This is a genomic window from Pseudomonas sp. C9-3 (assembly GCF_032392015.1).
GTDB lineage: Bacteria > Pseudomonadota > Gammaproteobacteria > Pseudomonadales > Pseudomonadaceae > Pseudomonas > Pseudomonas nitroreducens.
In genome coordinates this window covers 5,259,372-5,281,110 of sequence record NZ_CP135919.1, presented here as the reverse complement: position 1 = coordinate 5,281,110, position 21,739 = coordinate 5,259,372, and the positions used below count along the sequence as shown (strand labels likewise).

At 64.0% G+C, this 21,739-nt stretch carries 21 protein-coding genes; 15 read left to right on the top strand and 6 right to left on the bottom strand.

The window, feature by feature from the left end:
- Entirely contained in the window at window positions 1-999 is a 999-nt protein-coding gene (locus tag RS899_RS24225) for an alpha/beta hydrolase family esterase (RefSeq protein WP_315808259.1), read from the top strand.
- Here RS899_RS24225 and RS899_RS24220 read toward each other — a convergent pair.
- On the bottom strand, window positions 996-1,742 hold the full coding sequence (locus RS899_RS24220) for a metallophosphoesterase (RefSeq protein WP_315808258.1): 747 nt from the start codon (window positions 1,740-1,742) through the stop codon (window positions 996-998). The genes RS899_RS24225 and RS899_RS24220 overlap by 4 nt on opposite strands.
- 172 nt (window positions 1,743-1,914) lie before the next feature.
- Here RS899_RS24220 and RS899_RS24215 point away from each other — a divergent pair, with 172 nt between their 5' ends.
- On the top strand, window positions 1,915-3,219 hold the full coding sequence (locus RS899_RS24215; RefSeq protein WP_315808257.1) for a ferredoxin reductase family protein: 1,305 nt from the start codon (window positions 1,915-1,917) through the stop codon (window positions 3,217-3,219).
- A 5-nt stretch (window positions 3,220-3,224) separates the two neighbouring features.
- Here the strand turns inward: RS899_RS24215 and ligB are convergent, their stop codons facing one another.
- The 3 genes from ligB to RS899_RS24200 all read right to left on the bottom strand — a co-directional run bounded on the left by ligB (window position 3,225) and on the right by RS899_RS24200 (window position 7,251).
- Window positions 3,225-4,892: an NAD-dependent DNA ligase LigB gene (gene ligB, locus RS899_RS24210; protein ID WP_315808256.1), complete on the bottom strand. Its 1,668-nt coding sequence runs from the start codon at window positions 4,890-4,892 to the stop codon at window positions 3,225-3,227.
- Window positions 4,893-5,041: 149 nt separating this feature from the next.
- Window positions 5,042-6,232 carry a methionine adenosyltransferase gene (gene metK, locus RS899_RS24205; protein ID WP_054911279.1) on the bottom strand — a complete coding sequence of 397 codons (1,191 nt, stop codon included), beginning with the start codon at window positions 6,230-6,232 and terminating at the stop codon, window positions 5,042-5,044.
- A gap of 17 nt (window positions 6,233-6,249) precedes the next feature.
- Window positions 6,250-7,251, bottom strand: coding sequence for an ArsR/SmtB family transcription factor (locus RS899_RS24200; protein WP_045215932.1), 1,002 nt, complete (start codon window positions 7,249-7,251; stop codon window positions 6,250-6,252).
- Window positions 7,252-7,476: 225 nt separating this feature from the next.
- Here RS899_RS24200 and tkt point away from each other — a divergent pair, with 225 nt between their 5' ends.
- The 9 genes from tkt to RS899_RS24155 all read left to right on the top strand — a co-directional run bounded on the left by tkt (window position 7,477) and on the right by RS899_RS24155 (window position 15,619).
- Window positions 7,477-9,474: a transketolase gene (gene tkt, locus RS899_RS24195; RefSeq protein WP_315808255.1), complete on the top strand. Its 1,998-nt coding sequence runs from the start codon at window positions 7,477-7,479 to the stop codon at window positions 9,472-9,474.
- A gap of 93 nt (window positions 9,475-9,567) precedes the next feature.
- Complete coding sequence (gene epd / locus RS899_RS24190) at window positions 9,568-10,614, top strand: erythrose-4-phosphate dehydrogenase (RefSeq protein WP_315808254.1); 1,047 nt, start codon at window positions 9,568-9,570, stop codon at window positions 10,612-10,614.
- Window positions 10,615-10,642: 28 nt separating this feature from the next.
- Window positions 10,643-11,806: a phosphoglycerate kinase gene (locus RS899_RS24185; RefSeq protein ID WP_315808253.1), complete on the top strand. Its 1,164-nt coding sequence runs from the start codon at window positions 10,643-10,645 to the stop codon at window positions 11,804-11,806.
- 87 nt (window positions 11,807-11,893) lie between these two features.
- Window positions 11,894-12,088 (top strand): hypothetical protein, encoded by a 195-nt coding sequence (locus RS899_RS24180; protein WP_024764156.1) that lies wholly within the window; start codon window positions 11,894-11,896, stop codon window positions 12,086-12,088.
- 142 nt (window positions 12,089-12,230) lie between these two features.
- On the top strand, window positions 12,231-12,566 hold the full coding sequence (locus RS899_RS24175; RefSeq protein WP_233297428.1) for an MliC family protein: 336 nt from the start codon (window positions 12,231-12,233) through the stop codon (window positions 12,564-12,566).
- 120 nt (window positions 12,567-12,686) lie between these two features.
- Window positions 12,687-13,751, top strand: coding sequence for a class II fructose-bisphosphate aldolase (gene fba / locus RS899_RS24170; protein WP_024764154.1), 1,065 nt, complete (start codon window positions 12,687-12,689; stop codon window positions 13,749-13,751).
- Window positions 13,752-13,961: 210 nt separating this feature from the next.
- Window positions 13,962-14,267, top strand: a complete 306-nt coding sequence (locus tag RS899_RS24165; protein WP_315808252.1) for a hypothetical protein — start codon at window positions 13,962-13,964, stop codon at window positions 14,265-14,267.
- A 37-nt stretch (window positions 14,268-14,304) separates the two neighbouring features.
- Window positions 14,305-15,075: a class I SAM-dependent methyltransferase gene (locus tag RS899_RS24160; protein WP_315808251.1), complete on the top strand. Its 771-nt coding sequence runs from the start codon at window positions 14,305-14,307 to the stop codon at window positions 15,073-15,075.
- Window positions 15,076-15,124: 49 nt separating this feature from the next.
- The gene (locus RS899_RS24155; RefSeq protein WP_054911084.1) at window positions 15,125-15,619 is read left to right on the top strand and encodes a YgjP-like metallopeptidase domain-containing protein; all 495 of its coding nucleotides are present in this window, start codon (window positions 15,125-15,127) and stop codon (window positions 15,617-15,619) included.
- On the opposite strand, the gene RS899_RS24150 is transcribed toward RS899_RS24155, so the two are convergent.
- Both RS899_RS24150 and RS899_RS24145 read right to left on the bottom strand, forming a co-directional pair.
- Window positions 15,613-16,080 carry a hypothetical protein gene (locus RS899_RS24150; protein ID WP_054911085.1) on the bottom strand — a complete coding sequence of 156 codons (468 nt, stop codon included), beginning with the start codon at window positions 16,078-16,080 and terminating at the stop codon, window positions 15,613-15,615. The two genes, RS899_RS24155 and RS899_RS24150, sit on opposite strands and share 7 nt — an antisense overlap.
- A 176-nt stretch (window positions 16,081-16,256) precedes the next feature.
- On the bottom strand, window positions 16,257-18,686 hold the full coding sequence (locus RS899_RS24145) for a penicillin-binding protein 1A (RefSeq protein WP_315808250.1): 2,430 nt from the start codon (window positions 18,684-18,686) through the stop codon (window positions 16,257-16,259).
- Between the two features lie 185 nt (window positions 18,687-18,871).
- On the opposite strand from RS899_RS24145, the gene RS899_RS24140 reads away from it, so the two are divergent.
- Genes RS899_RS24140 through pilP form a run of 4 tightly spaced genes read left to right on the top strand, consistent with a single transcriptional unit; the run spans window position 18,872 to window position 21,700 of the window.
- A complete protein-coding gene (locus RS899_RS24140; RefSeq protein ID WP_024764148.1) occupies window positions 18,872-19,936 on the top strand; it encodes a pilus assembly protein PilM in 1,065 nt (354 codons plus the stop codon).
- The gene (pilN, locus tag RS899_RS24135) at window positions 19,936-20,529 is read left to right on the top strand and encodes a type 4a pilus biogenesis protein PilN (RefSeq protein ID WP_315808249.1); all 594 of its coding nucleotides are present in this window, start codon (window positions 19,936-19,938) and stop codon (window positions 20,527-20,529) included. Before RS899_RS24140 ends, pilN begins: the two co-directional genes overlap by 1 nt.
- Window positions 20,526-21,179, top strand: coding sequence for a type 4a pilus biogenesis protein PilO (gene pilO, locus RS899_RS24130; RefSeq protein WP_233297423.1), 654 nt, complete (start codon window positions 20,526-20,528; stop codon window positions 21,177-21,179). The genes pilN and pilO overlap by 4 nt, the downstream gene beginning before the upstream one ends.
- Window positions 21,176-21,700: a type 4a pilus biogenesis lipoprotein PilP gene (pilP, locus tag RS899_RS24125; protein ID WP_024764145.1), complete on the top strand. Its 525-nt coding sequence runs from the start codon at window positions 21,176-21,178 to the stop codon at window positions 21,698-21,700. Before pilO ends, pilP begins: the two co-directional genes overlap by 4 nt.
- Window positions 21,701-21,739 lie beyond the last annotated feature (39 nt).

The following is a 21,739-nucleotide window of genomic DNA, read 5'->3' as shown; positions in this document are numbered from 1 at the left end:
ATGCGGGTGGCGATGCGGATGGTGCAGGTACTCATCGCGCTGTTGGTGCTGGCGCTGCTGGTGGGCGGCTGGTGGTACGTACCCGGCGAGCTGACGCAGCGGCCGACGCTCACCGGCAGCAGCGAGGATGCCTCGGTGCGCCAGGGCCAGCGCCGCCGCAGCTACGTGCTCTACGTGCCGCAGAAATTGGCCGAGCGCCCGGCGCTGCTGGTGGTGCTGCACAGCTCGCAGAGTAACGGCGAGCGCATGCGCCGCGACAGCGGCTACCGCTTCGACGCGCTGGCAGATCGCGACGGTTTCCTGGTGCTCTACCCCGATGGTTTCGAAGGCCATTGGAACGACTGCCGGCGGGCCGCCTCCTACAGCGCCCGGCAATTGAATATCGATGACGTCGGCTTTCTCTCGGACATGATCGCCCGCCTGCAGCGCGAGCGCAGCGTCGATCCTGCGAGGGTCTTCGTTACGGGCTATTCCAATGGTGGGCAGATGGCCTTGCGGATGGCGGCGGAAGCACCGGACAAGGTCGATGGCGTCGCCGCGGTGGCTGCCAGCCTGCCGAGCACCGACAACGATGCCTGCCGTCCCGCCGAGCAGCCCAAGGCGGCGCTGTTGATGAATGGCACGCGGGACCCGATCAATCCTTACGCGGGTGGCCGGGTGACGTTGTTCGGCTTCGGTGACCGGGGCAATGTGCTGTCCGCCGAGGATTCCGCTCTGGCGTTGGCGAAGCGCAATGGTTTGGGAGGCGAGCCGCAGGTGGACAAGCTGACCCAGCCGGGGCCGGTGTGGGCACAGCGGCAGCGCTGGGATGCCGGCGACGGGCCACCCGTGGAGCTGGTGACGGTGTTCGGCGGCGGGCATCTGATTTCGCAGCCGCTATACCGGCCGCCGCGCATGCTCGGCCAGGTCGATCCGCAACTGGATGGGCCGGCTGAAATCTGGCGGTTCTTCAGCGATCTCTCACCTGGCGAGCAGCCACATAGCGAGCAGCCGCTCTAGAGTTCGATCACCCGACAGGGATCGAAGCCGCTGTCCTCACCGGGGTAAGCGCCGGGGTTGGCGACGATGCGACCCCGGCCGACGCGGTAGTCCAGGCATTCGTGAACGTGACCGTGGATCCACAGGTCACAGCGCTCGACCAGTGTTTCCAGGTTGGAAGCGAAGGCCGGCGACAGCGCATCGCCCACGTAATGCGCCGGAATCGAGCGCGCGCTGGGTGCGTGGTGGGTGACCACCACCGTGGGCCCGGCGGAGGGTTGTGCCAGCTCTGCTTCCAGCCATCGGGAGGTCGCCACGCAGATATCGGCGCTCATGCCTGGAGTGAAGGGTTGGGTGAAGTAGTCGACCGTAGTGAAGTCCGGCATGAGCAACTGGGCCTGCTCGTAGGCCAGTTCAGATGCGTGCTCGCCATAGAGCTGAAAGTCGGTCCACAGCGTCGCGCCGAGAAAGCGGACGCCCCCCAGGACCACGGCATCCTGTTCCAGGAAGTGGATATCCAATGCTCGCGCCAGGTTGCGCATGGCCTGGGTCAGTTCGGGCAAGTCGGAGTGATAGAGCTCGTGGTTACCGGCGACGTAGATGATTTCGCTGTCAGGAAATTCCTCGCGCGCCCAGTGCAGACCTTGCAGGTGTTCATGAATATCACCGGCCAGCACAACCACGTCCGCTGCGGCCTGCGGTAACTCGCGGCGGCCGTTGGGGAAGTGTTCGTGGTGCAGGTCGGAAAGGACTCTCAGACGCATGGCGTGTAACTGACGTGTAGGAATCAGCCGAGCATAGCGAAGGATGATGCCTTTGACATGGGTCATGGCATTGCCGATGTCTCTCTAAAACCCCTACGAAATTAAGGGATGATTCAGAAGGTTCCTTCAGCTTCCGCTTGGGCCCGCTGTTCCGGCGCCCCAAGGAGGACTCATGAAACTCATCTGGATCGTACTGCTGGCCGTCGCGGCCACCTTTGGCCTGGCCCTGTTCGTCGACCCGCCAGCGACGCTGGACATCTGGGTCGTGCGCAAGCAGGCCATTCTCTTCACTGGCGTCGCGTCTTTCGCACTGATGTCGCTGATCATGCTGCTGGCGGTGCGCCCCGTGTGGCTGGAGAAGCCGCTCGACGGCCTCGACCGTATGTACCGCGCGCACAAGTGGGCGGGCATCCTGGCCATCGTGCTGGGCCTGCTGCACTACCTGATGGAACTGGGTGGGCCGCTGCTCGCCGAGTTCATCGCCAAGCCGGCCAAGGGGCCGCGCGTGGAAACCTTCCTCGACGTATTCCGCGGGTCGGCCAAGGACCTGGGCGAGTGGTCGGCCTGGCTGCTGGCGGCAATGCTGGTCATCACGCTCTGGCAGCGCTTCCCGTACCACTTGTGGCGCTATGTCCACAAAACCCTCGCGGTGGTCTATCTGGTGCTTGCTTTCCATGGCGTGGTACTCGCGCCGTCTGGCTACTGGACGCAACCGGTCGGCTGGCTGGTGGCACTCTGCGCCGCAGTGGGCAGCCTGTGTGCGCTCTGGGCGCTGACCGGGCAGATCGGCCGCCGACGCACCCATGAGGGTGTCGTGGTAGCGGTTGAGCGTCCCGGCGAGCGGATGCTGGAGGTGACCTGCAAGCTGCAGGGGCGCTGGCAGCATCGCGCCGGGCAATTCGCTTTCCTCACCTGCAACCGCCTGGAGGGCCAGCATCCCTTCACCATCTCCAGCGGTGACTTGGGCAACGGCGAGGTGCGCTTCAGCATCAAGGCATTGGGGGACTACACGCAGCGCCTTCAGAGTGGGCTGAAGGTCGGTGATCCGGTGAAGGTAGAGGGGCCCTACGGTTGCTTCGACTTCCGCCGCGACAAGGGCGAACGGCAGGTCTGGATAGCCGGTGGTATCGGTATTACACCGTTCCTGGCGTGGCTCGATTCACTGCAGGCGCGACCGGATGACTGCCCGGAGGTGACGCTGCTGTACTGCGTGCGTTCGCCGTCCGATGCCATCTATGCCGGTCGCCTGCGTGAGCTGTGCGCGAAGTTGCCGCGCATCGATCTGCGTGTGCATTACAGCGAGAGCGAAGGCTACCTGCAGGCAGCCGACCTGGGCCTGCAGCCCGGTGTGCACGGGCGTTGGCCGAGCGTGTGGTTCTGCGGCCCGCAGGCGCTGGCCGAGTTGCTGCGCCGGGATCTGCGCCGCCAGGGCATGCCGAGCAACCGCTTCCACCAGGAAGCCTTCCAGATGCGCTGAAGCGCTCAGAAACCGGCAACGCCGAGGTCGTGCAGTTGCGCGCGCAATTGCACGACTGCCGGCGCTTTGAAGAAGGCTTCCAGTTGTGCCGCGCGCACCTTGCCTATGCCTGGTTGCATCTGCCACTGCACTGTGTCGCGGGCCGCCAGCACGGGCCAGTCGTCTCCCGCAGGATGGGCGTTGGGGGACGGTGCGCCCAGTGCACGCAGCCAAGTAGCGAACGATCGCTGACGAGCGAGCTGGAATTGCTGATGCAGACTCGCTGCACTTCGCTCACCGAGCCCGGGAACCAGGCTCAGTTGCTCTGGCGTCAGCGTCATCCAGGTGAGCATCCCCGTCAGTAGCCCGGCTTCGTGCAGCCGTCTCCAGGTGCCTGCTCCGACACCGGCTAGCCCTAGCCCGTTCTTTCCACCGAGCCATTCCAGGCGGGCGAGGAACTGTTCCTCGCAGCCCTCCGTGGGCTGCCAGCAGGAGAGGGCGTTGAACTGGTCTTCTTCTGGTGCGGCTATGTCGGGACGAGTCGGCGAGCGCCAGACCACGCCGTCGAGTCGTGGAATGGTCAGCCCGGCCAGAGCGATGGCGACCTGGTCGCCGGGGCGGATGTCCAGGCTGCGCCAGCGCTTGAGCGAGCCGACGCCGACGCGCTGGATGGTTCGCCCGTCCAGCTCCACCGGGGCCAGATGCAGCACAGGTGTCACCCGGCCACTGCGGCCGACCTTGAACGCCACGCGACGAACCTCCGCCAGTGCCTGTTGATGCGGATACTTCCACGCCACCGCCCAGCCCGGCGCTTGTGCGCTCCAGGCCTTGCCCGGTGGCCGGCGGCCCTGGCGGATGACAATGCCATCGCTGGCGAAGGGCAGCGGCTGGCGATACCAGCGCTCGCGCCAGGACTCGATTTCAGATTGCCCTGTCACCGGCTCGGTCAGGTTGGCGCTGTCATCGAATCCCAGCTGGCGTAGGCGTGCCAGGCGCTCTGGCATGTCCAGTGGACCGTCCGGCAGCTCCCAGACGAACAGGCCGATCTGTGCGCCTTCGTCGCCCAATTCCTTGCGGGCCATCAGGCCGGCGATCTTGCCGCGGGCACCTGCGCCGCCCTGCAACGCTTGCACATGCTGTGGCAGTCGCCAGTACAGCTCGCCTTGCAGTACCAGATGGCCTGGTTTGCCCGGCAAGTGCTTGGGGATAGCGTCGATCCGTTGCGCGTTGGCGGTCCAGTCCTGCCCGGCGCTGCCGTCGCCGCGGCTGATTGCCTGGCTGAAGCGACCGTCGCGGTAGATCAGCGTGACGGCTACGCCGTCGACCTTGGGCTGCACCCAGAGGTCGGTGCGGTTGGCCAGCCAACTGCGCACAGCCGAGGCATCGGGAAGTTTGTCGAGGCCGGTGTGGGCGAAGGGATGGTGGTTCGTCCCCGCGCTGCTGGCCAACGGCGACTCGGGGGCCGCGTGGACTTGCGGGAAACAGTCCTGCCACTGAGTCAGTCGTTCGCGTGCCTGGTCGTAAAGCTCATCGGCCACGGGGGACTTTCCGTCCCGGTGGTAGGCGTCATCCCACTGCGCCAGCTGCCCGCGGAGTGCCTCGATCTGCCGAGGCGCCTGCTCGGCCGGCCAGTCGGGGCAGGCACGAACGGTAAGAGGAAGGCAAAACAGCAAGGTGATGGCGAGGCGGAGCATGGCGAGCGACCGTGCAGTGGAAACCCGCAAGGCTAGGAGCCGAAAGCGGCGATCGATGCCGGAAAGAGCGTGGATTCTTCGCCAAGGCTTGTGGGAGATCAGAAACGAAAAAGCCCCGCCGAGGCGGGGCTTTTTCCTGCTACCGAGCCTTACAGGCCGGCGGCATCACGCAGGGCGGCGGCCTTGTCGGTGCGCTCCCAGGTGAAGGCGGTGAAGGTGTCACCGTCGTAGGTCATTTCGAACGGGTTGCGGCCGAAGTGGCCGTAGGCTGCGGTCGGCTGGTACATCGGGTGCAGCAGGTCGAGCATCTTGGTGATCGCGTACGGACGCAGGTCGAAGTGCTCGCGGACCAGTTGGATGATCTTGTCATCGCTGATCTTGCCGGTGCCGAAGGTGTTGATCGAGATGGAGGTCGGCTGGGCCACGCCGATGGCGTAGGACACCTGGATCTCGCAGCGCTCGGCCAGGCCGGCGGCAACGATGTTCTTGGCGACATAGCGACCGGCATAGGCTGCGGAGCGGTCGACCTTGGACGGGTCCTTGCCGGAGAACGCGCCGCCGCCGTGACGGGCCATGCCGCCGTAGGAGTCGACGATGATCTTGCGGCCGGTCAGGCCGCAGTCGCCCACCGGGCCACCGATGACGAAGTTGCCGGTCGGGTTGATGTGGAACTGGGTGTCCTTGTGCAGCAGTTCGGCCGGCAGCACTTGCTTGATGATCAGCTCCATCACGCCTTCGCGCAGGTCCTTGTAGCTGACTTCCGGGTTGTGCTGGGTGGACAGCACGATGGCGTCGATGCCGACAACCTTGCCGCCTTCGTAGCGGCAGGTGACCTGGGACTTGGCATCCGGGCGCAGCCACGGCAGCAGGCCTGATTTGCGGGCCTCGGCCTGGCGCTCCACCAGACGGTGGGAGAAGCAGATCGGCGCAGGCATCAGCACGTCGGTTTCGTTGCTGGCGTAGCCGAACATCAGGCCCTGGTCGCCAGCGCCCTGGTCTTCCGGCTTGGCGCGATCGACGCCCTGGTTGATGTCGACCGACTGCTTGCCGATGATGTTCAGCACGCCGCAGGTGGCACCGTCGAAGCCGACGTCGGAGCTGTTGTAGCCGATGTCGATGATGACCTTGCGCACCAGATCTTCCAGGTCGACCCAGGCGGAGGTGGTGACTTCACCGGCGATGATCGCGACACCGGTCTTCACCAGGGTTTCGCAGGCCACGCGGGCGTATTTGTCCTTCGCGATGATGGCGTCGAGCACCGCATCGGAAATCTGGTCCGCGATCTTGTCCGGATGGCCTTCGGAGACGGATTCGGAGGTGAAAACTGAGTATTCGCTCATCTAACGGTTCCTATCATTTACCGGTGGGTGAGGACGCTTCGCGAATCCGGTTTGGCGAAGTGCCGCACCTGGATCTGAAAGCCATTGCGTAAACCGATGTAAACACTTTCGCCGGACGCGAGCCCGGCGGCGTCGGCCCAACGGGCCAGGTCTTCCTGTTCGAACCCCAGCCAGAGATCACCACAGGCCTCGCGGGCCCAGCTCTGGTCGTGGCTGCAGAGTTCGGTCACCAGCAGGCTGCCACCGGGTTTCACCAGGTGTGCCAGCTGCTTCACGGCCTCCGCCGGTGCGGCGAAGTGATGCAGCACCATGTTCAGCACCACGCAATCCGCCGCGTCGTCGACGTCCTGCAGGGCGTCGCCCAGCCGCAGCCGGACGTTGTTCAAACCATCGCTGGCGCAACGTTGCCGCGCCATTTCAAGCATGGTCTCGCTGTTGTCCAGCGCCGTGACCTGATCGAAACGCCGGGCCAGCTCGGGGAGAAACCCGCCGTCGCCGGGGCCGACTTCCAGCGCCGTGGCGCCGGCGGCGAAGCTCAGTGCATCGAGCAGCGCCAGTACGCTTTCGCGGTATTGCGGCAGTCCTGCGATCAGGTCCTGGGTCGCCTGGAACTTTTCCGCACTGCGGGCGAAGTAGTCGCGACTCACGGCGGCACGTTGGGCGTGTACGCCGTCGACACGGGCGCTGACGTCATCGGCCAGTGCCAGTTCGTCCACTTCTTCTAGCAGCGCTCCGTGCAGCGTGCCGCCCAGGCTTTCGCCCTGGGGCAGGGCGCGGCGATAGAAGATCGCGTTGCCTTCGCGACGGGTGGCGACCAGGCCGGCCTGGGCCAGCACCTTCAGGTGATGGCTCATGCCCGACTGACGCACGCCGAAGATATGCGCCAGCTCCAGTACGCCGAACGAATCGTTGGCCAGCACCCGCAGGACGTTCAGCCGCAGCGGATCGCCGCCGGCCTTGCACAGGGCAGCCAGCTGGTCGCAATCGTCGTGGCGGATTTCGGGCAGGCGCAGACTCATGGGTTGCGCAGTCTAGTCATGGCATTCGGGGCGGGCAAGGGCTGTATCAAAAAGTTTTGATATTGCCGGATGAGTGGTTTTTGATCAGTTTGCGGCGATAAACCGGTGCCCTGTGTCAGCCATCTGCCGATCTGTCATTGCCCCGCGGGGCCCGGCTGGGCGAAAATACCGGCCTTTTTTCATTCCCTTCGATCTTTCGAAGCAGCCCCCGCAGGAGATTCAGCGATGCCCAGCCGTCGTGAGCGAGCCAACGCCATCCGCGCACTGAGCATGGATGCCGTGCAGAAAGCCAACAGCGGCCATCCTGGCGCTCCCATGGGCATGGCGGATATCGCCGAAGTCCTCTGGCGCGACTACCTCAAGCACAACCCGAGCAACCCGCAGTGGGCCGACCGTGACCGCTTCGTGCTGTCCAACGGCCACGGCTCGATGCTGATCTACTCGCTGCTGCACCTCACCGGCTACGACGTCACCGTCGATGACCTGAAGAACTTCCGCCAGATGCACTCGCGTACCCCGGGCCACCCGGAGTACGGCTACACCGCTGGCGTCGAGACCACCACCGGCCCGCTGGGCCAGGGCATCGCCAATGCCGTGGGCATGGCGCTGGCCGAAAAAGTGCTGGCCGCGCAGTTCAACCGCAACGGGCACAGCATCGTCGACCACTACACCTACGCCTTCCTGGGTGACGGCTGCATGATGGAGGGCATCTCCCATGAAGTCGCCTCGCTGGCCGGCACCCTGCGCCTGAACAAGCTGATCGCCTTCTACGACGACAACGGCATCTCCATCGATGGCGAAGTCCACGGCTGGTTCACCGACGACACCCCGAAACGCTTCGAAGCCTACGGCTGGCAGGTGATCCGCAACGTCGACGGGCATGATGCCGACGAGATCAAGACCGCCATCGACACCGCCCGCAAGAGCGACGCGCCGACCCTGATCTGCTGCAAGACCATCATCGGCTTCGGTTCGCCCAACAAGCAGGGCAAGGAAGAAAGCCACGGCGCCGCCCTGGGCGTCGACGAAGTGGCCGCCACCCGCGCCGCGCTGGGCTGGAACCACGCCCCGTTCGAGATTCCGGCAGACATCTACGCCGAGTGGAGCGCCAAGGACAACGGTGCCACCCGCGAAGCCGAGTGGAACAAGCGCTTCGCTGCCTATCAGGCCGCGCACCCGGAACTGGCCGCCGAGTTCGAGCGTCGCGTGGCCGGTGAACTGCCGGCCGACTTCGCCGAGAAGGCCGCCGCCTACGTCGCCGACGTCGCCCTGAAAGGCGAGACCATCGCCAGCCGCAAGGCCAGCCAGAACGCCCTGAACGCCTTTGGCCCGCTGCTGCCGGAACTGCTGGGCGGCTCCGCCGACCTCGCCGGCTCCAACCTGACCCTGTGGAAGGGCTGCAAGGGCGTGAGCGCCGACGATGCCAACGGCAACTACCTGTTCTACGGCGTGCGCGAATTCGGCATGAGCGCCATCATGAACGGCGTGGCCCTGCACGGCGGCTTCATCCCCTACGGCGCAACCTTCCTGATCTTCATGGAATACGCCCGCAACGCGGTGCGCATGTCCGCCCTGATGAAGCAGCGCGTGCTGTACGTGTTCACCCACGACTCCATCGGTCTGGGCGAAGACGGCCCGACCCACCAGCCGATCGAGCAGCTGGCCAGCCTGCGCCTGACCCCGAACCTGGACACCTGGCGCCCGGCCGATGCCGTGGAATCCGCGGTGGCCTGGAAGTACGCCATCGAGCGCGCTGACGGCCCGTCCGCGCTGATCTTCAGCCGCCAGAACCTGCCGCACCAGCCGCGTGACGCCGCCCAGCTGGCCGACGTTGCCCGCGGTGCCTACGTGCTGAAGGACTGTGACGGCGAGCCGGAACTGATCCTGATCGCCACCGGCTCCGAAGTCGGCCTGGCCGTGCAGGCGTTCGACAAGCTCAGCGCCGAAGGCCGCAAGGTACGAGTGGTCTCCATGCCGTCCACCAGCGTCTTCGATCAGCAGGACGCCGGCTACAAGCAGGCCGTGCTGCCGGTTCAAGTGGCCGCGCGTATCGCCATCGAGGCCGCCCACGCCGACTACTGGTACAAGTACGTTGGCCTGGAAGGCCGCGTCATCGGCATGACCACCTTCGGTGAGTCGGCCCCGGCCCCGGCGCTGTTCGAGCACTTCGGCTTCACCGTCGAGAACGTGCTGGAAGTCGCCGCTGAGCTGCTCGAAGCCTGATCGAGGCTTCATTGTAGGAGCGAGCTTGCTCGCGAACCGCTTCGCTCGGTTCACGAGCAAGCTCGCTCCTATGAAGATCACCAAGGGATAACAATGTCCAAGCGCCCTTACCGAGTTGCCCTCAACGGCTACGGCCGTATCGGCCGCTGCGTGTTCCGTGCCCTGCACGAGCGCGGCGCCAAGGCCGGTTTCTCCATCGTCGCCCTGAACGACCTGGCGGACCTGGCCAGTCTCGAATACCTGACCCGTTTCGACTCCACCCACGGCCGCTTCCCCGGCGAGGTGAGCGTGGCCGACGGCTGCCTGCACGTGGGCGGTGATTGCGTGAAGGTGTTCCGCGAGGCTGAGCCCGAGGCTATCGACTGGCGCGCCCTGGATGTCGACCTCGTGCTGGAATGCTCGGGCGTCTATAACACCCGCGCCGATGGCGAGCGCTTCCTTGCGGCCGGCGCGCCCCGCGTATTGTTCTCCCAGCCGATGGCCAGCGAGGCGGACATCGACGCCACCGTGGTCTTCGGCATTAACCAGCAGGGCCTCTCCGGTGCCGAAACGCTGGTTTCCAACGCGTCCTGCACCACCAACTGCAGCGTGCCGTTGCTCAAGCTGCTGAACGAGGCGGTGGGCATCGAGTACGTCTCGATCACCACCATCCACTCGGCGATGAACGACCAGCCGGTGATCGACGCCTACCACCACGAAGACCTGCGCCGCACGCGTTCGGCCTTCCAGTCGGTGATCCCGGTGTCCACGGGGCTGGCGCGGGGTATCGAGCGCCTGCTGCCGGAACTCGCCGGGCGAATCCAGGCCAAAGCCATTCGGGTACCGACGGTGAACGTCTCGGCCCTGGACATCACCCTGCAGGTCTCCCGCGATACGTCCGCCGAGGAGATCAACTGCGTGCTGCGCCAGGCTGCCGCCGAAGGCCCGCTGAAAGGCCTGCTGGCCTACACCGAGCTGCCCCACGCCAGCTGCGATTTCAATCATGACCCGCACTCGGCCATCGTCGATGGCAGCCAGACCCGCGTATCCGGCCCTCGCCTGGTGAACGTGCTGGCCTGGTTCGACAACGAGTGGGGGTTCGCCAACCGCATGCTCGACACCGCAGGGCACTTCCTGCACGTCGCCGCTACTGAACGTTAATCAAACAGCCCCTACAGGACTGACTGTCATGACCGTGTTGAAGATGACCGACCTCGACCTCCAAGGTAAGCGCGTACTGATCCGCGAAGACCTCAACGTTCCGGTGAAGGACGGTGTGGTCAAGAGCGACGCGCGCATCCTGGCCTCGCTGCCGACCATCAAGCTGGCCCTGGAGAAGGGCGCGGCGGTGATGGTCTGCTCGCACCTGGGCCGCCCGACCGAAGGCGAATACTCCGAAGAGAACAGCCTGCAGCCGGTCGCCGACTACCTGTCCAAGGCCCTGGGTCGCGCGGTGCCGCTGGTCAAGGACTATCTGGGCGGCGTCGACGTGAAGCCGGGTGAAGTCGTGCTGTTCGAGAACGTGCGCTTCAACAAGGGCGAGAAGAAGAACGCCGACGAGCTGGCCCAGCAATACGCTGGCCTGTGCGACGTGTTTGTCATGGATGCCTTCGGCACCGCCCACCGCGCCGAGGGTTCCACCCACGGCGTAGCCAAATTCGCCAAGGTCGCCGCGGCGGGCCCGCTGCTGGCCGCCGAGCTGGAAGCCCTGGGCAAGGCCCTGGGCAACCCGGCGCGTCCGATGGCCGCCATCGTTGCCGGTTCCAAGGTGTCCACCAAGCTCGACGTGCTGAACAGCCTGGCGCTGATCTGCGACCAACTGATCGTCGGCGGCGGCATCGCCAACACCTTCCTCGCCGCGGCGGGCCACAAGGTCGGCAAGTCGTTGTACGAAGCCGATCTGGTTGACACTGCCAAGGCCATCGCCGCCAAGGTCAGCGTACCGCTGCCGGTGGACGTGGTGGTTGCCAAGGAGTTCGCCGAGACCGCTGTTGCCACCGTCAAGGACATCGCTGACGTGGCCGACGATGACATGATCCTGGATATCGGCCCGAAGACTGCTGCCCAGTTCGCCGAGCTGCTGAAGACCTCCAAGACCATTCTCTGGAACGGTCCGGTTGGCGTGTTCGAGTTCGACCAGTTCGGCGAAGGCACCAAGACGCTGGCCAAGGCCATCGCCGAAGGCTCCGCCTTCAGCATCGCCGGCGGTGGCGACACCCTGGCTGCCATCGACAAGTACGGCATCGGCGAGCAGATCTCCTACATTTCCACCGGTGGTGGCGCCTTCCTCGAGTTCGTCGAGGGCAAGGTCCTGCCGGCCGTCGAAGTGCTGGAACAGCGCGCCAAGGCCTGAGCCGGCGTGCTGCCGGGGTGACAGTAAAGCAAACCTCCGCGGCATCCTCGGGTCACAAGCCTTGTACGGATGCCAAGGAGAACGGTCATGCGAGCTGTCACCCCTCTGTTGTCGTTTTGCCTCGTGCTGGTGGGTTGCGCCGGAGGCGGCGGAACGCCCAGTACCTGTGAAGTGATGAGCCCGCCCTCGGTCATGGTGCCTTCGGACCAGAACCGCGAGCGGGTGGAAAGCCAGAGTAGCGGCGATCCGACTCCTGACCAGAAGCCGGTGAACTGCCCCTGAGGCGTCGCCCCGGCGGTCGGGATCACGAACTGGCAGTGCCGCCCGCGCCCTGGCGCAGGCGTCACTGGTGTTCCTGCGGCGGGACGGGCAATCTGGCGCATTGGATATCCGGCGGCGCGTCCGCCCGAAGGAGAGTCGCCCGATGCTGCGTTATATCGTCCCGGCCCTGGCCCTATTGCTGGTGGCGGGCTGCTCGAGCCATTCGTCCGGCGGCAAGTCGGCTTCGGGCAGTGGTTGGAACCACTGGGTCTGTGACAGCAAGGCCGAGGTGCAGTGGCGCTACGTCGATCCCAGCAAGTCGGTGGTCGACCTGAAGCTGGGTGAGGACGACGTGGTCCATCACCTGGAAGAGGAACCCGGCGGCTCCGGCGCTTTCTATAGCGACGGGCTGATCGGCTTGAGCATCAAAGGCGACCAGGGCCTGGTCTACTGGGTCGAGAGCAACGACCTGATCGGCCGTGGTTGCAGGGCGCCCTGAGCGCCGATTGTCCGGCGTGTGCCGGAAGACTTGAACACGGCCTGCCCCTGCGGCAGGCTTCCAAACATGTAGTTAAGGGGCTCGTGTAACCGAGCCTGACTTCTGGGAGAAGCGAAGACCATGGCACTCATCAGCATGCGCCAAATGCTGGACCACGCCGCCGAGTTCGGCTACGGCGTTCCGGCTTTCAACGTCAACAACCTGGAGCAGATGCGCGCCATCATGGAAGCGGCCGACAAGACCGATTCCCCGGTGATCGTGCAGGCCTCCGCCGGTGCCCGCAAATACGCCGGTGCGCCTTTCCTGCGCCACCTGATCCTCGCGGCCATCGAAGAATTCCCGCACATCCCGGTGTGCATGCACCAGGACCACGGCACCAGCCCTGACGTCTGCCAGCGCTCCATCCAGCTGGGCTTCAGCTCGGTGATGATGGACGGCTCGCTGAAGGAAGACGGCAAGACCCCGGCCGACTACGAGTACAACGTCCGTGTGACCCAGCAGACCGTTGCCTTCGCCCACGCCTGCGGCGTGTCCGTGGAAGGTGAGCTGGGCTGCCTGGGCTCCCTGGAAACCGGCATGGCTGGCGAAGAAGACGGCGTTGGCGCCGAGGGCGTGCTGGACCACAGCCAGCTGCTGACCGACCCGGAAGAAGCTGCGGACTTCGTCAAGAAGACTCAGGTCGACGCCCTGGCCATCGCCATCGGCACCAGCCACGGCGCCTACAAGTTCACCAAGCCGCCGACCGGCGACGTGCTTTCCATCGAGCGCATCAAGGAAATCCACAAGCGCATCCCCAACACCCACCTGGTGATGCACGGCTCCTCCTCGGTGCCGCAAGAGTGGCTGAAGGTGATCAACGAGTTCGGCGGCGACATCAAGGAAACTTACGGCGTGCCGGTCGAGGAAATCGTCGAAGGCATCAAGCACGGCGTGCGCAAGGTCAACATCGACACCGACCTGCGCCTGGCTTCCACCGGTGCCATCCGCCGCATGATGGCCGAGCAGCCGAGCGAGTTCGACCCGCGCAAGTTCTTCGCCAAGACCATCGTCGCCATGCGTGATATCTGCATCGCTCGCTACGAAGCCTTCGGCACTGCCGGCCATGCCTCGAAGATCAAGCCGATCTCCCTGGAAGGCATGTTCCAGCGTTACGCCAAGGGTGAGCTGGTGTCGAAGGTCAACTGATCTCGAGCCCGGTTCCCGCTCTCGCTCTGTTTCTGAAGAGTTGAAGAGTTGAAGAGCCCCGCGCTGCGGGGCTCTTTCATATCCGCCAGAAGGAAATCGCCGATGTTGCGCGCCTTGCTTTCCGTCTTGCTGCTGGCGCTTCTCGCGGGTTGCTCGTTGCACTCGACACAGCCGCCTGCGCCAGCGCCCAAGCCGCCTGTGGAGTTGCCCGTGGATGCGCAGAACTGCCTGACGCACCAGGAGTGCACGCTGAAGACCTCGCGCACCTTGCTGTTCGTCTTCGATTACGCGGAAGCGGGCGCCGCGCTGGTGGAAAATGAAAACCGCGTGCTCAGTACCCCGGAAAAGGCGCCGAAGAAGGGCTGGCCGGCGATCCGCATCCAGTTGGCTGATCCGGACGGCGGTCGCTTCGAGTTCTCCAGCGAATGCCGGCAGAAGCGCTGCCGTATCAAGGAATCGCGCCTGCTCAGCTGCTACCGTATTTATCTGGACGGTAAGGCCTGCCGGTTCCGCTGAGCGCTGGTGCTCCGGCCGGATGGGCTCTGGAGGCACGATGACGGATGTACACGGCAGTGCGCGGGAGGGGTTCTCCCGCGAAGCGAAGACCTACGCTCACGGGCGCCCGGACTATCCCGACGAGCTGCTGGGCTGGCTCGGCGAAGAGCTGGGGATCGGCACGGGCAGGAGCGTTGTCGATCTCGGTGCAGGCACCGGGAAGTTCACCACGCTACTGCTGCGCACGGGGGCGCAGGTCACCGCCATCGAGCCGGTGGCGGCGATGCGAGAGCAGCTCAGTGTAGCGTTGCCCGCCGTGAAGGCGCTGAATGGCACGGCACAGGCGATACCTCTGGCGGCAGAGAGCGTCGATGCGCTGACTTGCGCCCAGGCCTTCCACTGGTTCGCCGATGAGCGGGCGCTGGAGGAAATCCATCGCGTCCTGCGGCCGGGCGGCCACTTGGGCCTGGTCTGGAACGTGCGCGACGAGCGGGTCGACTGGGTGGCCCAGGTGACGCGGATTCTCGAACGCTACGAGGGCAGCACGCCGCGTTTCCATACCGGGCAATGGCGCCGCGCCTTCGCCGGGTCGCGTTTCGAGGACTTGCGCCTGCGTGAGTTCAGCTACCAGCACATTGGCCCGCCGGAGCAGGTCATTGTTGCGCGCACCCTCTCGGTGAGCTTCATCGCGGCGCTGCCCGACGAGCAAAAGCAGCGTGTCGCCGAACAGCTGCACGAGCTGATCGCCACGCATCCGGCGCTGAAGGGGCGTAGCGAAGTCGCTTTCCCTTACCGTACCGAGGCCTATAGCACCCGCGCGCTGGCCTGATCGGTGAATGCGGTAGACTGGCGGACGTTTCCTCCGCCAGTCGTTTCCCATGCAGCCGCTTCGTTACCTCCAGGCCTATCCTCCACAACTCCAGGACCAGGTGCGCCAGCTCATCGAGCAGGACCGCCTCGGCGAGTATCTGGAGCGTCGCTACCCCGGTCGCCACGACGTGCAGAGCGACAAGGCGCTGTATAGCTATGCCATGGACCTCAAGCAACAGTACATGCGCACTGCGCCTGCGGTGGACAAGGTGCTCTACGACAACAAGCTGGACGTGGTGCAGCGGGCGCTTGGCCTGAATACGGCGATCTCGCGGGTACAGGGTGGCAAGCTCAAGGCGAAGAAGGAGATCCGTGTTGCCTCGTTGTTCAAGGAGGCAGCTCCCGAGTTCCTGCAGATGATCGTTGTCCACGAGTTGGCGCACCTGAAGGAGCGCGATCACAGCAAGTCCTTCTACCAGCTCTGCGAGCACATGCTGCCCGGTTATCACCAGCTGGAGTTCGACCTGCGCGTCTACCTGACCTGGCGCGACTTGCCTCAGTAGTAGAGGCGCCCGAGGTAGAACAGCCCCAGGCACCACGGCAGCAGCAAGGCGAGGCCCAGGTAACGCAGCGCTTTGCGCGGGCCGCGCTCGCCCTGGTTCAGCCAATGGGTGCCCGCCAACGTAAGCGCATAGACCGCCAGGCCTGCCAGCAGCCACTCGTATTGCTCCGTTGTGGGCGAAACCGGGCCAAGATGGGTGTGGGTCAGATGCCACGCGCAAAGGATTATGGCCGGCACGAGCAGTACCAGTGCTATCAGGACTCGACCTGCGAGACGCAGCAGGAAGGCGATGAACAACCCGACCAGGCCCGCGCTGGCAATCAGCACGGTAAACATTTGGTCCAGGTAGACGAGGTCAGGCGCCGGCTCGAGTGAGCGTGGCTGTGCGAGCAGGCGCAACAGGGGCGCGCCGAGCACAAGGACGATCAGGCAGAACAGCCAGCCAATCAGGGGGCGCGGCATTCGAATCTCCTGATGAAGTTGCTGCGGGAAGCCCCTGACGTTCCGGATGGGGTCGGTCGCCTGGGGTTGTTCACCGCCGCAAAGCCCAGATTAATCAATGCTTTGGCTAAATGCCATGATTTTGTCGGGAATGATTCCCGAAAATGAGAAGGCCCCTCCTGGGAGGGGCCTTGCTATCAGAACAGATCGATCGGCGCTTCTTCGTCCGCCGGCATACCGCTGCCAGGAGTGCTGCCAGGCGCCAGTTCGTTCATCGACGGCGGCGTGTCTTCGTTCTTGAACAATTCGAAATACGCGCCTGGTGTGCCCGGAGGCGCCGCGCGCCCCGTGACCGGGTCGATACGCAGGCTGACCAGGCCGGGCGGTTCGGGCAGCAGGTGCGACGGTTTGTCTTTCAGCGCCGCGCCCATGTAGCGCATCCAGATCGGCAGGGCGACGTTACCGCCGTACTCGGCGCGGCCAAGGCTTTCCGGCTGGTCGAAGCCCACCCACACGGTGGTCATGAAATCGGCGTTGAAGCCGGAGAACCAGGCATCCTTCGACTCGTTGGTGGTGCCGGTCTTGCCTGCCAGATCGTCGCGCTTGAGCGCCAGGGCACGACGGCCGGTGCCGCGCTTGATCACGTCCTGCAGCATGCTGGTCATGATGTACGCGGTACGGGCGTCGAGGACGCGTTCGGCTGCGGCTGGTTCGATCGTGGTCTTGGCCTGGCTCGGGTCGTCGTTGCCGAAGGCGTCGGTGGCGGCCGGTTGTGGCTGCGCCTGTACCTGCTCCGCGTCGTGGGGAATGCTGGGCGGATTGGCTTGGTACAGCACCTGGCCGTCGCGGCTTTCGATGCGCTGGACGATATAGGGCGAGACCTTGAATCCGCCATTGGCGAAGACGGTCCAGGCGCTGGCGATCTCCATCGGGGTCAGGGTCGCGGTTCCCAGGGCCATGGACAGGTTTGGCGGCAGGTCATCCTTGTTCAGGCCGAACTTGCTGATGCAGTCGCGCGCGCGGTTGACGCCCAGGGCCTGGAGGATGCGGATCGAGACCATGTTGCGCGACTTGTAGAGCGCTTCGCGCATGGGAATCGGGCCGAGGAAGGTATTGGTGTCGTTCTTCGGGCGCCAGACCTTGTCCAGGTACTCGTCGTAGAACACCACCGGGGCATCGTTGATCAGCGAGGCGGCAGTAAAGCCGTTGTCCAGCGCGCAGCTGTAGATGAACGGCTTGAAGCTCGAGCCGGGCTGGCGGCGGGCCTGGGTGGCGCGGTTGTAGTTGCTCTGCTCGAAGGAGAAGCCACCGACCAGCGCCATGATCGCGCCGTCCTGCGGGTTCAGCGACACCAGGGCACTCTGCGCGACAGGCACCTGGGTCAGGCGCAGCGAGCCGTCGTCCTTGCGTTGCACGCGAATCACATCGCCGGCCTGCACCACGTCGCTGGGCTGGCTGGGCATGCGGCCCATGCTGTTGTTGCTCAGGTACGGGCGGGCCCATTTCATGCCGTCCCAGCTCAGGGCCTCTTCCTTGCCGTCGCGGGTCATGACCATGGCACCGCTTTTCTCGACCTGGACGACGATGGCCGGCTCCAGGCCGCCCAGCGGGCGCTGCTGCGCGATAGCCTGGCGCCAGGCGTCGCGGGTCTTGCCAGGCAGGCGGGTTTCGGGGCCGCGATAGCCATGGCGCTGGTCATAATCCTGCAGGCCTTCGCGCAGGGCGGTATTGGCGTCTTCCTGCAGATCACTGCGTACGGTGGTGTAGACGCGATAGCCTTCGGTGTAGGCGTCGCCGCCAAAGCGGCCGACCAGTTCGGCGCGGGCCATCTCGGCGATGTAGGGGGCGGCCAGTTCCGGAGTCTGAACGTGGTAGGAAGCGCCTACCGGTTCCTGGATAGCTGCCTGGTAGCGCTGCTGGTCGATGAAACCGAGCTTGAGCATGCGCTCGAGGATCCAGTTGCGTCGTTCCAGGCTGCGCGCGGCATTCGCCAGCGGGTTGTAGCGCGACGGCGCCTTGGGCAGGCCGGCGATCATCGCCATCTGGGCCAGGCTCAGGTCCTTGATGGACTTGCCGTAGTAAACCTGGGCTGCAGCCTCGACGCCGTAGGCGCGGTTGCCCAGGTAGATCTTGTTGACGTAGAGCTCGAGGATCTCGTCCTTGGTAAGCGAGCGCTCGATCTGCAGGGCGAGCAGTATCTCGTTGATCTTGCGGGAAAAACTGCGCTCGTTGGTGAGGAAGTAGTTCTTCGCGACCTGCATGGTGATGGTGCTGCCGCCGGTCTGGATGTGACCGGTCTTCAATAATTGCGCGGCAGCACGCATCAGGCTTTTGACGTCCACGCCATAATGGTTGGCGAAATTGTCATCTTCAGCCGATAACAGTGCGTGGGTGAAATCCGGGGGGATTTCAGCAAATCGAATCGGCGTTCGGCGCATCTCGCCAAACTCTGCTATCAATTTGTTATCAGCACTGTACACGCGCAGCGGCATCTGCAATCGCACGTTGCGCAAGGCCTCCACGGAAGGGAGGTTCGGGCTGAGGTACAGATAGGCGCCGCTGAAACTGAGCAGCACTCCACAAATAATGGTGACACAAGTCCACCACAGAAACTTCAGCAGGCGCATCGGAAGGTCTTGGATTTCCAGAGAAAAGAAAGAGTTAAGCGGATGGCGCGGTAAAAAGGGAAAAGCTGATCACATTATAAGCAGTTTTTTTGCTGGCGAGCCATTTGCGAAGCTGTCAAGTCTGGTATCTAATGTGGAAAAACATAAATCGTCCGTAAGTCTCGGATGCTGATAGGAAATCAGTCGTGCTAGGGCTCTTCAATAAGAAAGCGAACACGCTGCTGGGGATAGACATCAGTTCGACTTCGGTCAAACTTCTCGAATTGAGCCGCTCTGGAGGCCGCTACAAGGTAGAGGCCTACGCTGTCGAGCCGCTCCCGCCCAATGCAGTGGTAGAAAAGAACATCGCTGAGCTGGAGGGTGTCGGCCAGGCGTTGTCACGTGTGGTCGCCAAAGCGCGGACCGCTGTGAAAACGTCTGCGGTCGCGGTTGCCGGCTCGGCGGTCATCACCAAAACCATCGAGATGGACGGCGGACTCTCGGACGACGAGTTGGAGAACCAGCTCAAGATCGAGGCCGACCAGTACATCCCCTATCCCCTCGAAGAGGTCGCGATCGACTTCGAGGTGCAAGGCACGTCCGCGCGCAACGCAGAGCGCGTCGATGTTCTTCTTGCCGCTTGCCGCAAGGAAAACGTCGAGGTGCGCGAAGCTGCGCTGGCGCTCGCGGGTCTGACGGCCAAGGTCGTCGACGTTGAAGCCTATGCGCTGGAGCGAGCATTCAGTCTGCTGGGAGACCAGTTGGGCGGCAATGCCGACGAGCTCACAGTTGCGGTGGTGGATATCGGCGCCACCATGACCACGCTGAGCGTCCTGCACCACGGTCGCACTATCTATACGCGCGAACAGCTCTTCGGTGGGCGCCAGTTGACCGAGGAAATCCAGCGTCGCTATGGCCTGTCGGTCGAGGAAGCGGGCCTTGCCAAGAAGCAGGGTGGTCTTCCGGATGACTACGACAGCGAAGTGCTGCAACCGTTCAAGGATGCCGTCGTTCAGCAGGTATCCCGTTCATTGCAGTTCTTCTTCGCCGCCGGCCAGTTCAACGATGTGGATTACATCCTGCTGGCGGGTGGCACAGCGTCCATCCCTGACCTGGATCGCCTGATCCAGCAGAAGATCGGTACTCCGACCCTGGTGGCCAACCCGTTCGCCGACATGGTGTTGAGCGGCAAGGTCAACGCCGGTGCGCTGGCCAGCGATGCGCCCGCGCTGATGATTGCCTGCGGTCTGGCGATGAGGAGTTTCGACTGATGGCACGCATCAACTTATTGCCCTGGCGAGAGCAACTGCGCGAGGAGCGCAAGCAACGCTTCCTGGTGATCCTCGGTGCTGTGCTGCTGGCTTCCGGGGCTCTGATTTTCTTGGGCGACCAGTACTTCAATTCGGCCATCGAGAACCAGAGCGCGCGTAACGACTTCCTGCGCAAGGAAATCGCCGTGCTGGATGCCCGGATCAAGGAGATCAGCGAGCTGAAGACCCGTCGCCAGCAGTTGCTGGAAAGGATGAAGATCATCCAGGACCTGCAGGGCAACCGTCCGATCATCGGCCGGGTCTTTGATCAACTGGTTCGTACCTTGCCCGATGGCGTGTTCTTCACTGAGCTGAAGATGTCCGGGAAGTCGATTTTCATTGCGGGGGCGGCCGAATCCAACAATCGCGTCTCCAACCTGATGCGCAACCTGGATGCGTCGGAGTGGCTGACATCGCCGAACCTCACCGAGGTGAAGGCCGTCACCCAGGGCGCACTGGATCAGGCGAACGTCTTCCAGCTGACCGTGCAGCAGACGCAGCCCGGCGGCGAGGAACAGAACAAGACCAGCGCCGCGCAAGGAGCCAAGAAATGAGTCTGGCCAGTTCTCTGGAGAGCTTGCGCAAGATCGATTTCAACGATCTTGACCTGAACAACCTCGGCTCCTGGCCGGCAGCGGTCAAGTTCATTGCCTGCGTGCTGGTGATGGCTGTGGTGCTGGCGCTCGGGTACAACTTCCACCTGAAGGATCTGCAGGATCAGCTGGATCGCAATCGCGAGGAAGAGCAGACCCTCAAGCAGCAGTTCTCGACCAAGGCCTTTCAGGCGGCAAACCTGGACGCCTACAAGGTGCAGATGAAGGAGATGGAAGAGTCCTTCGGTGCCTTGCTGCGTCAACTGCCGAGCGATACCGAAGTGCCGGGGCTGCTGGAAGACATCACTCGCACCGGTCTGGGTAGTGGCCTGGAGTTCGAAGAGATCAAGCTGCTGCCGGAAGTTACCCAGCAGTTCTATATCGAGCTGCCGATCCAGATCAGCGTCGTGGGTGGCTATCACGACCTGGCCACCTTCGTCAGCGGTGTGGCCAGCCTGCCGCGGATCGTGACGCTGCATGATTTCGACATCAAGCCGGCGAGTGCGGACAGCACCTCGAAGCTGCGTATGAGTATTCTGGCGAAGACCTACCGGTACAACGACAAGGGCGTGAAGGCTACTGTCCCGGCTGCAGGAGCGAAGAAGAAATGAGGGGGCGCCTGATCATTTGCAGTTTCCTGCTCCTGACCCTTAACGGCTGTGGTTCGGGAAGCGACTTTGCCGACTTGCAGAGTTTCATGGACGAAGTGCGCGCTCGCCCGAAAGGTGCCATCGAGCCGCTGCCGAAGTTCCAGGCTTACGAGGCCTTCACGTACAGTGCGGCGTCCTTGCGCAGCCCTTTCCAGCCGCCGGTGAAGATTGATCTGGCCGTCAAGCAGAAGGGCAACAAGGTCATCAAGCCTGACGAGACCCGGGTCAAGCAGTTCCTCGAAGGCTTCAATATCGAGACCTTTGAAATGGTCGGTACGCTGGGCAAGGACAGTCAGGTGTTTGCGCTCGTCAAAGGTGCAGGAGGGGTGCACCGGGTCCGGGTGGGTGACTATCTTGGGCGCAACGACGGCAAGATCGTTGCGATCAGCGAAGCCAAGATCGACGTGATTGAAATCGTTCCTGATGGTGAGGGTGGCTGGCTGGAACGTCCGCGCAGCCTGACTCTCAAGGAACGCTCCTAAGGGCGGGGATGAACATGGATAACAAACAGCAGTCTGCAC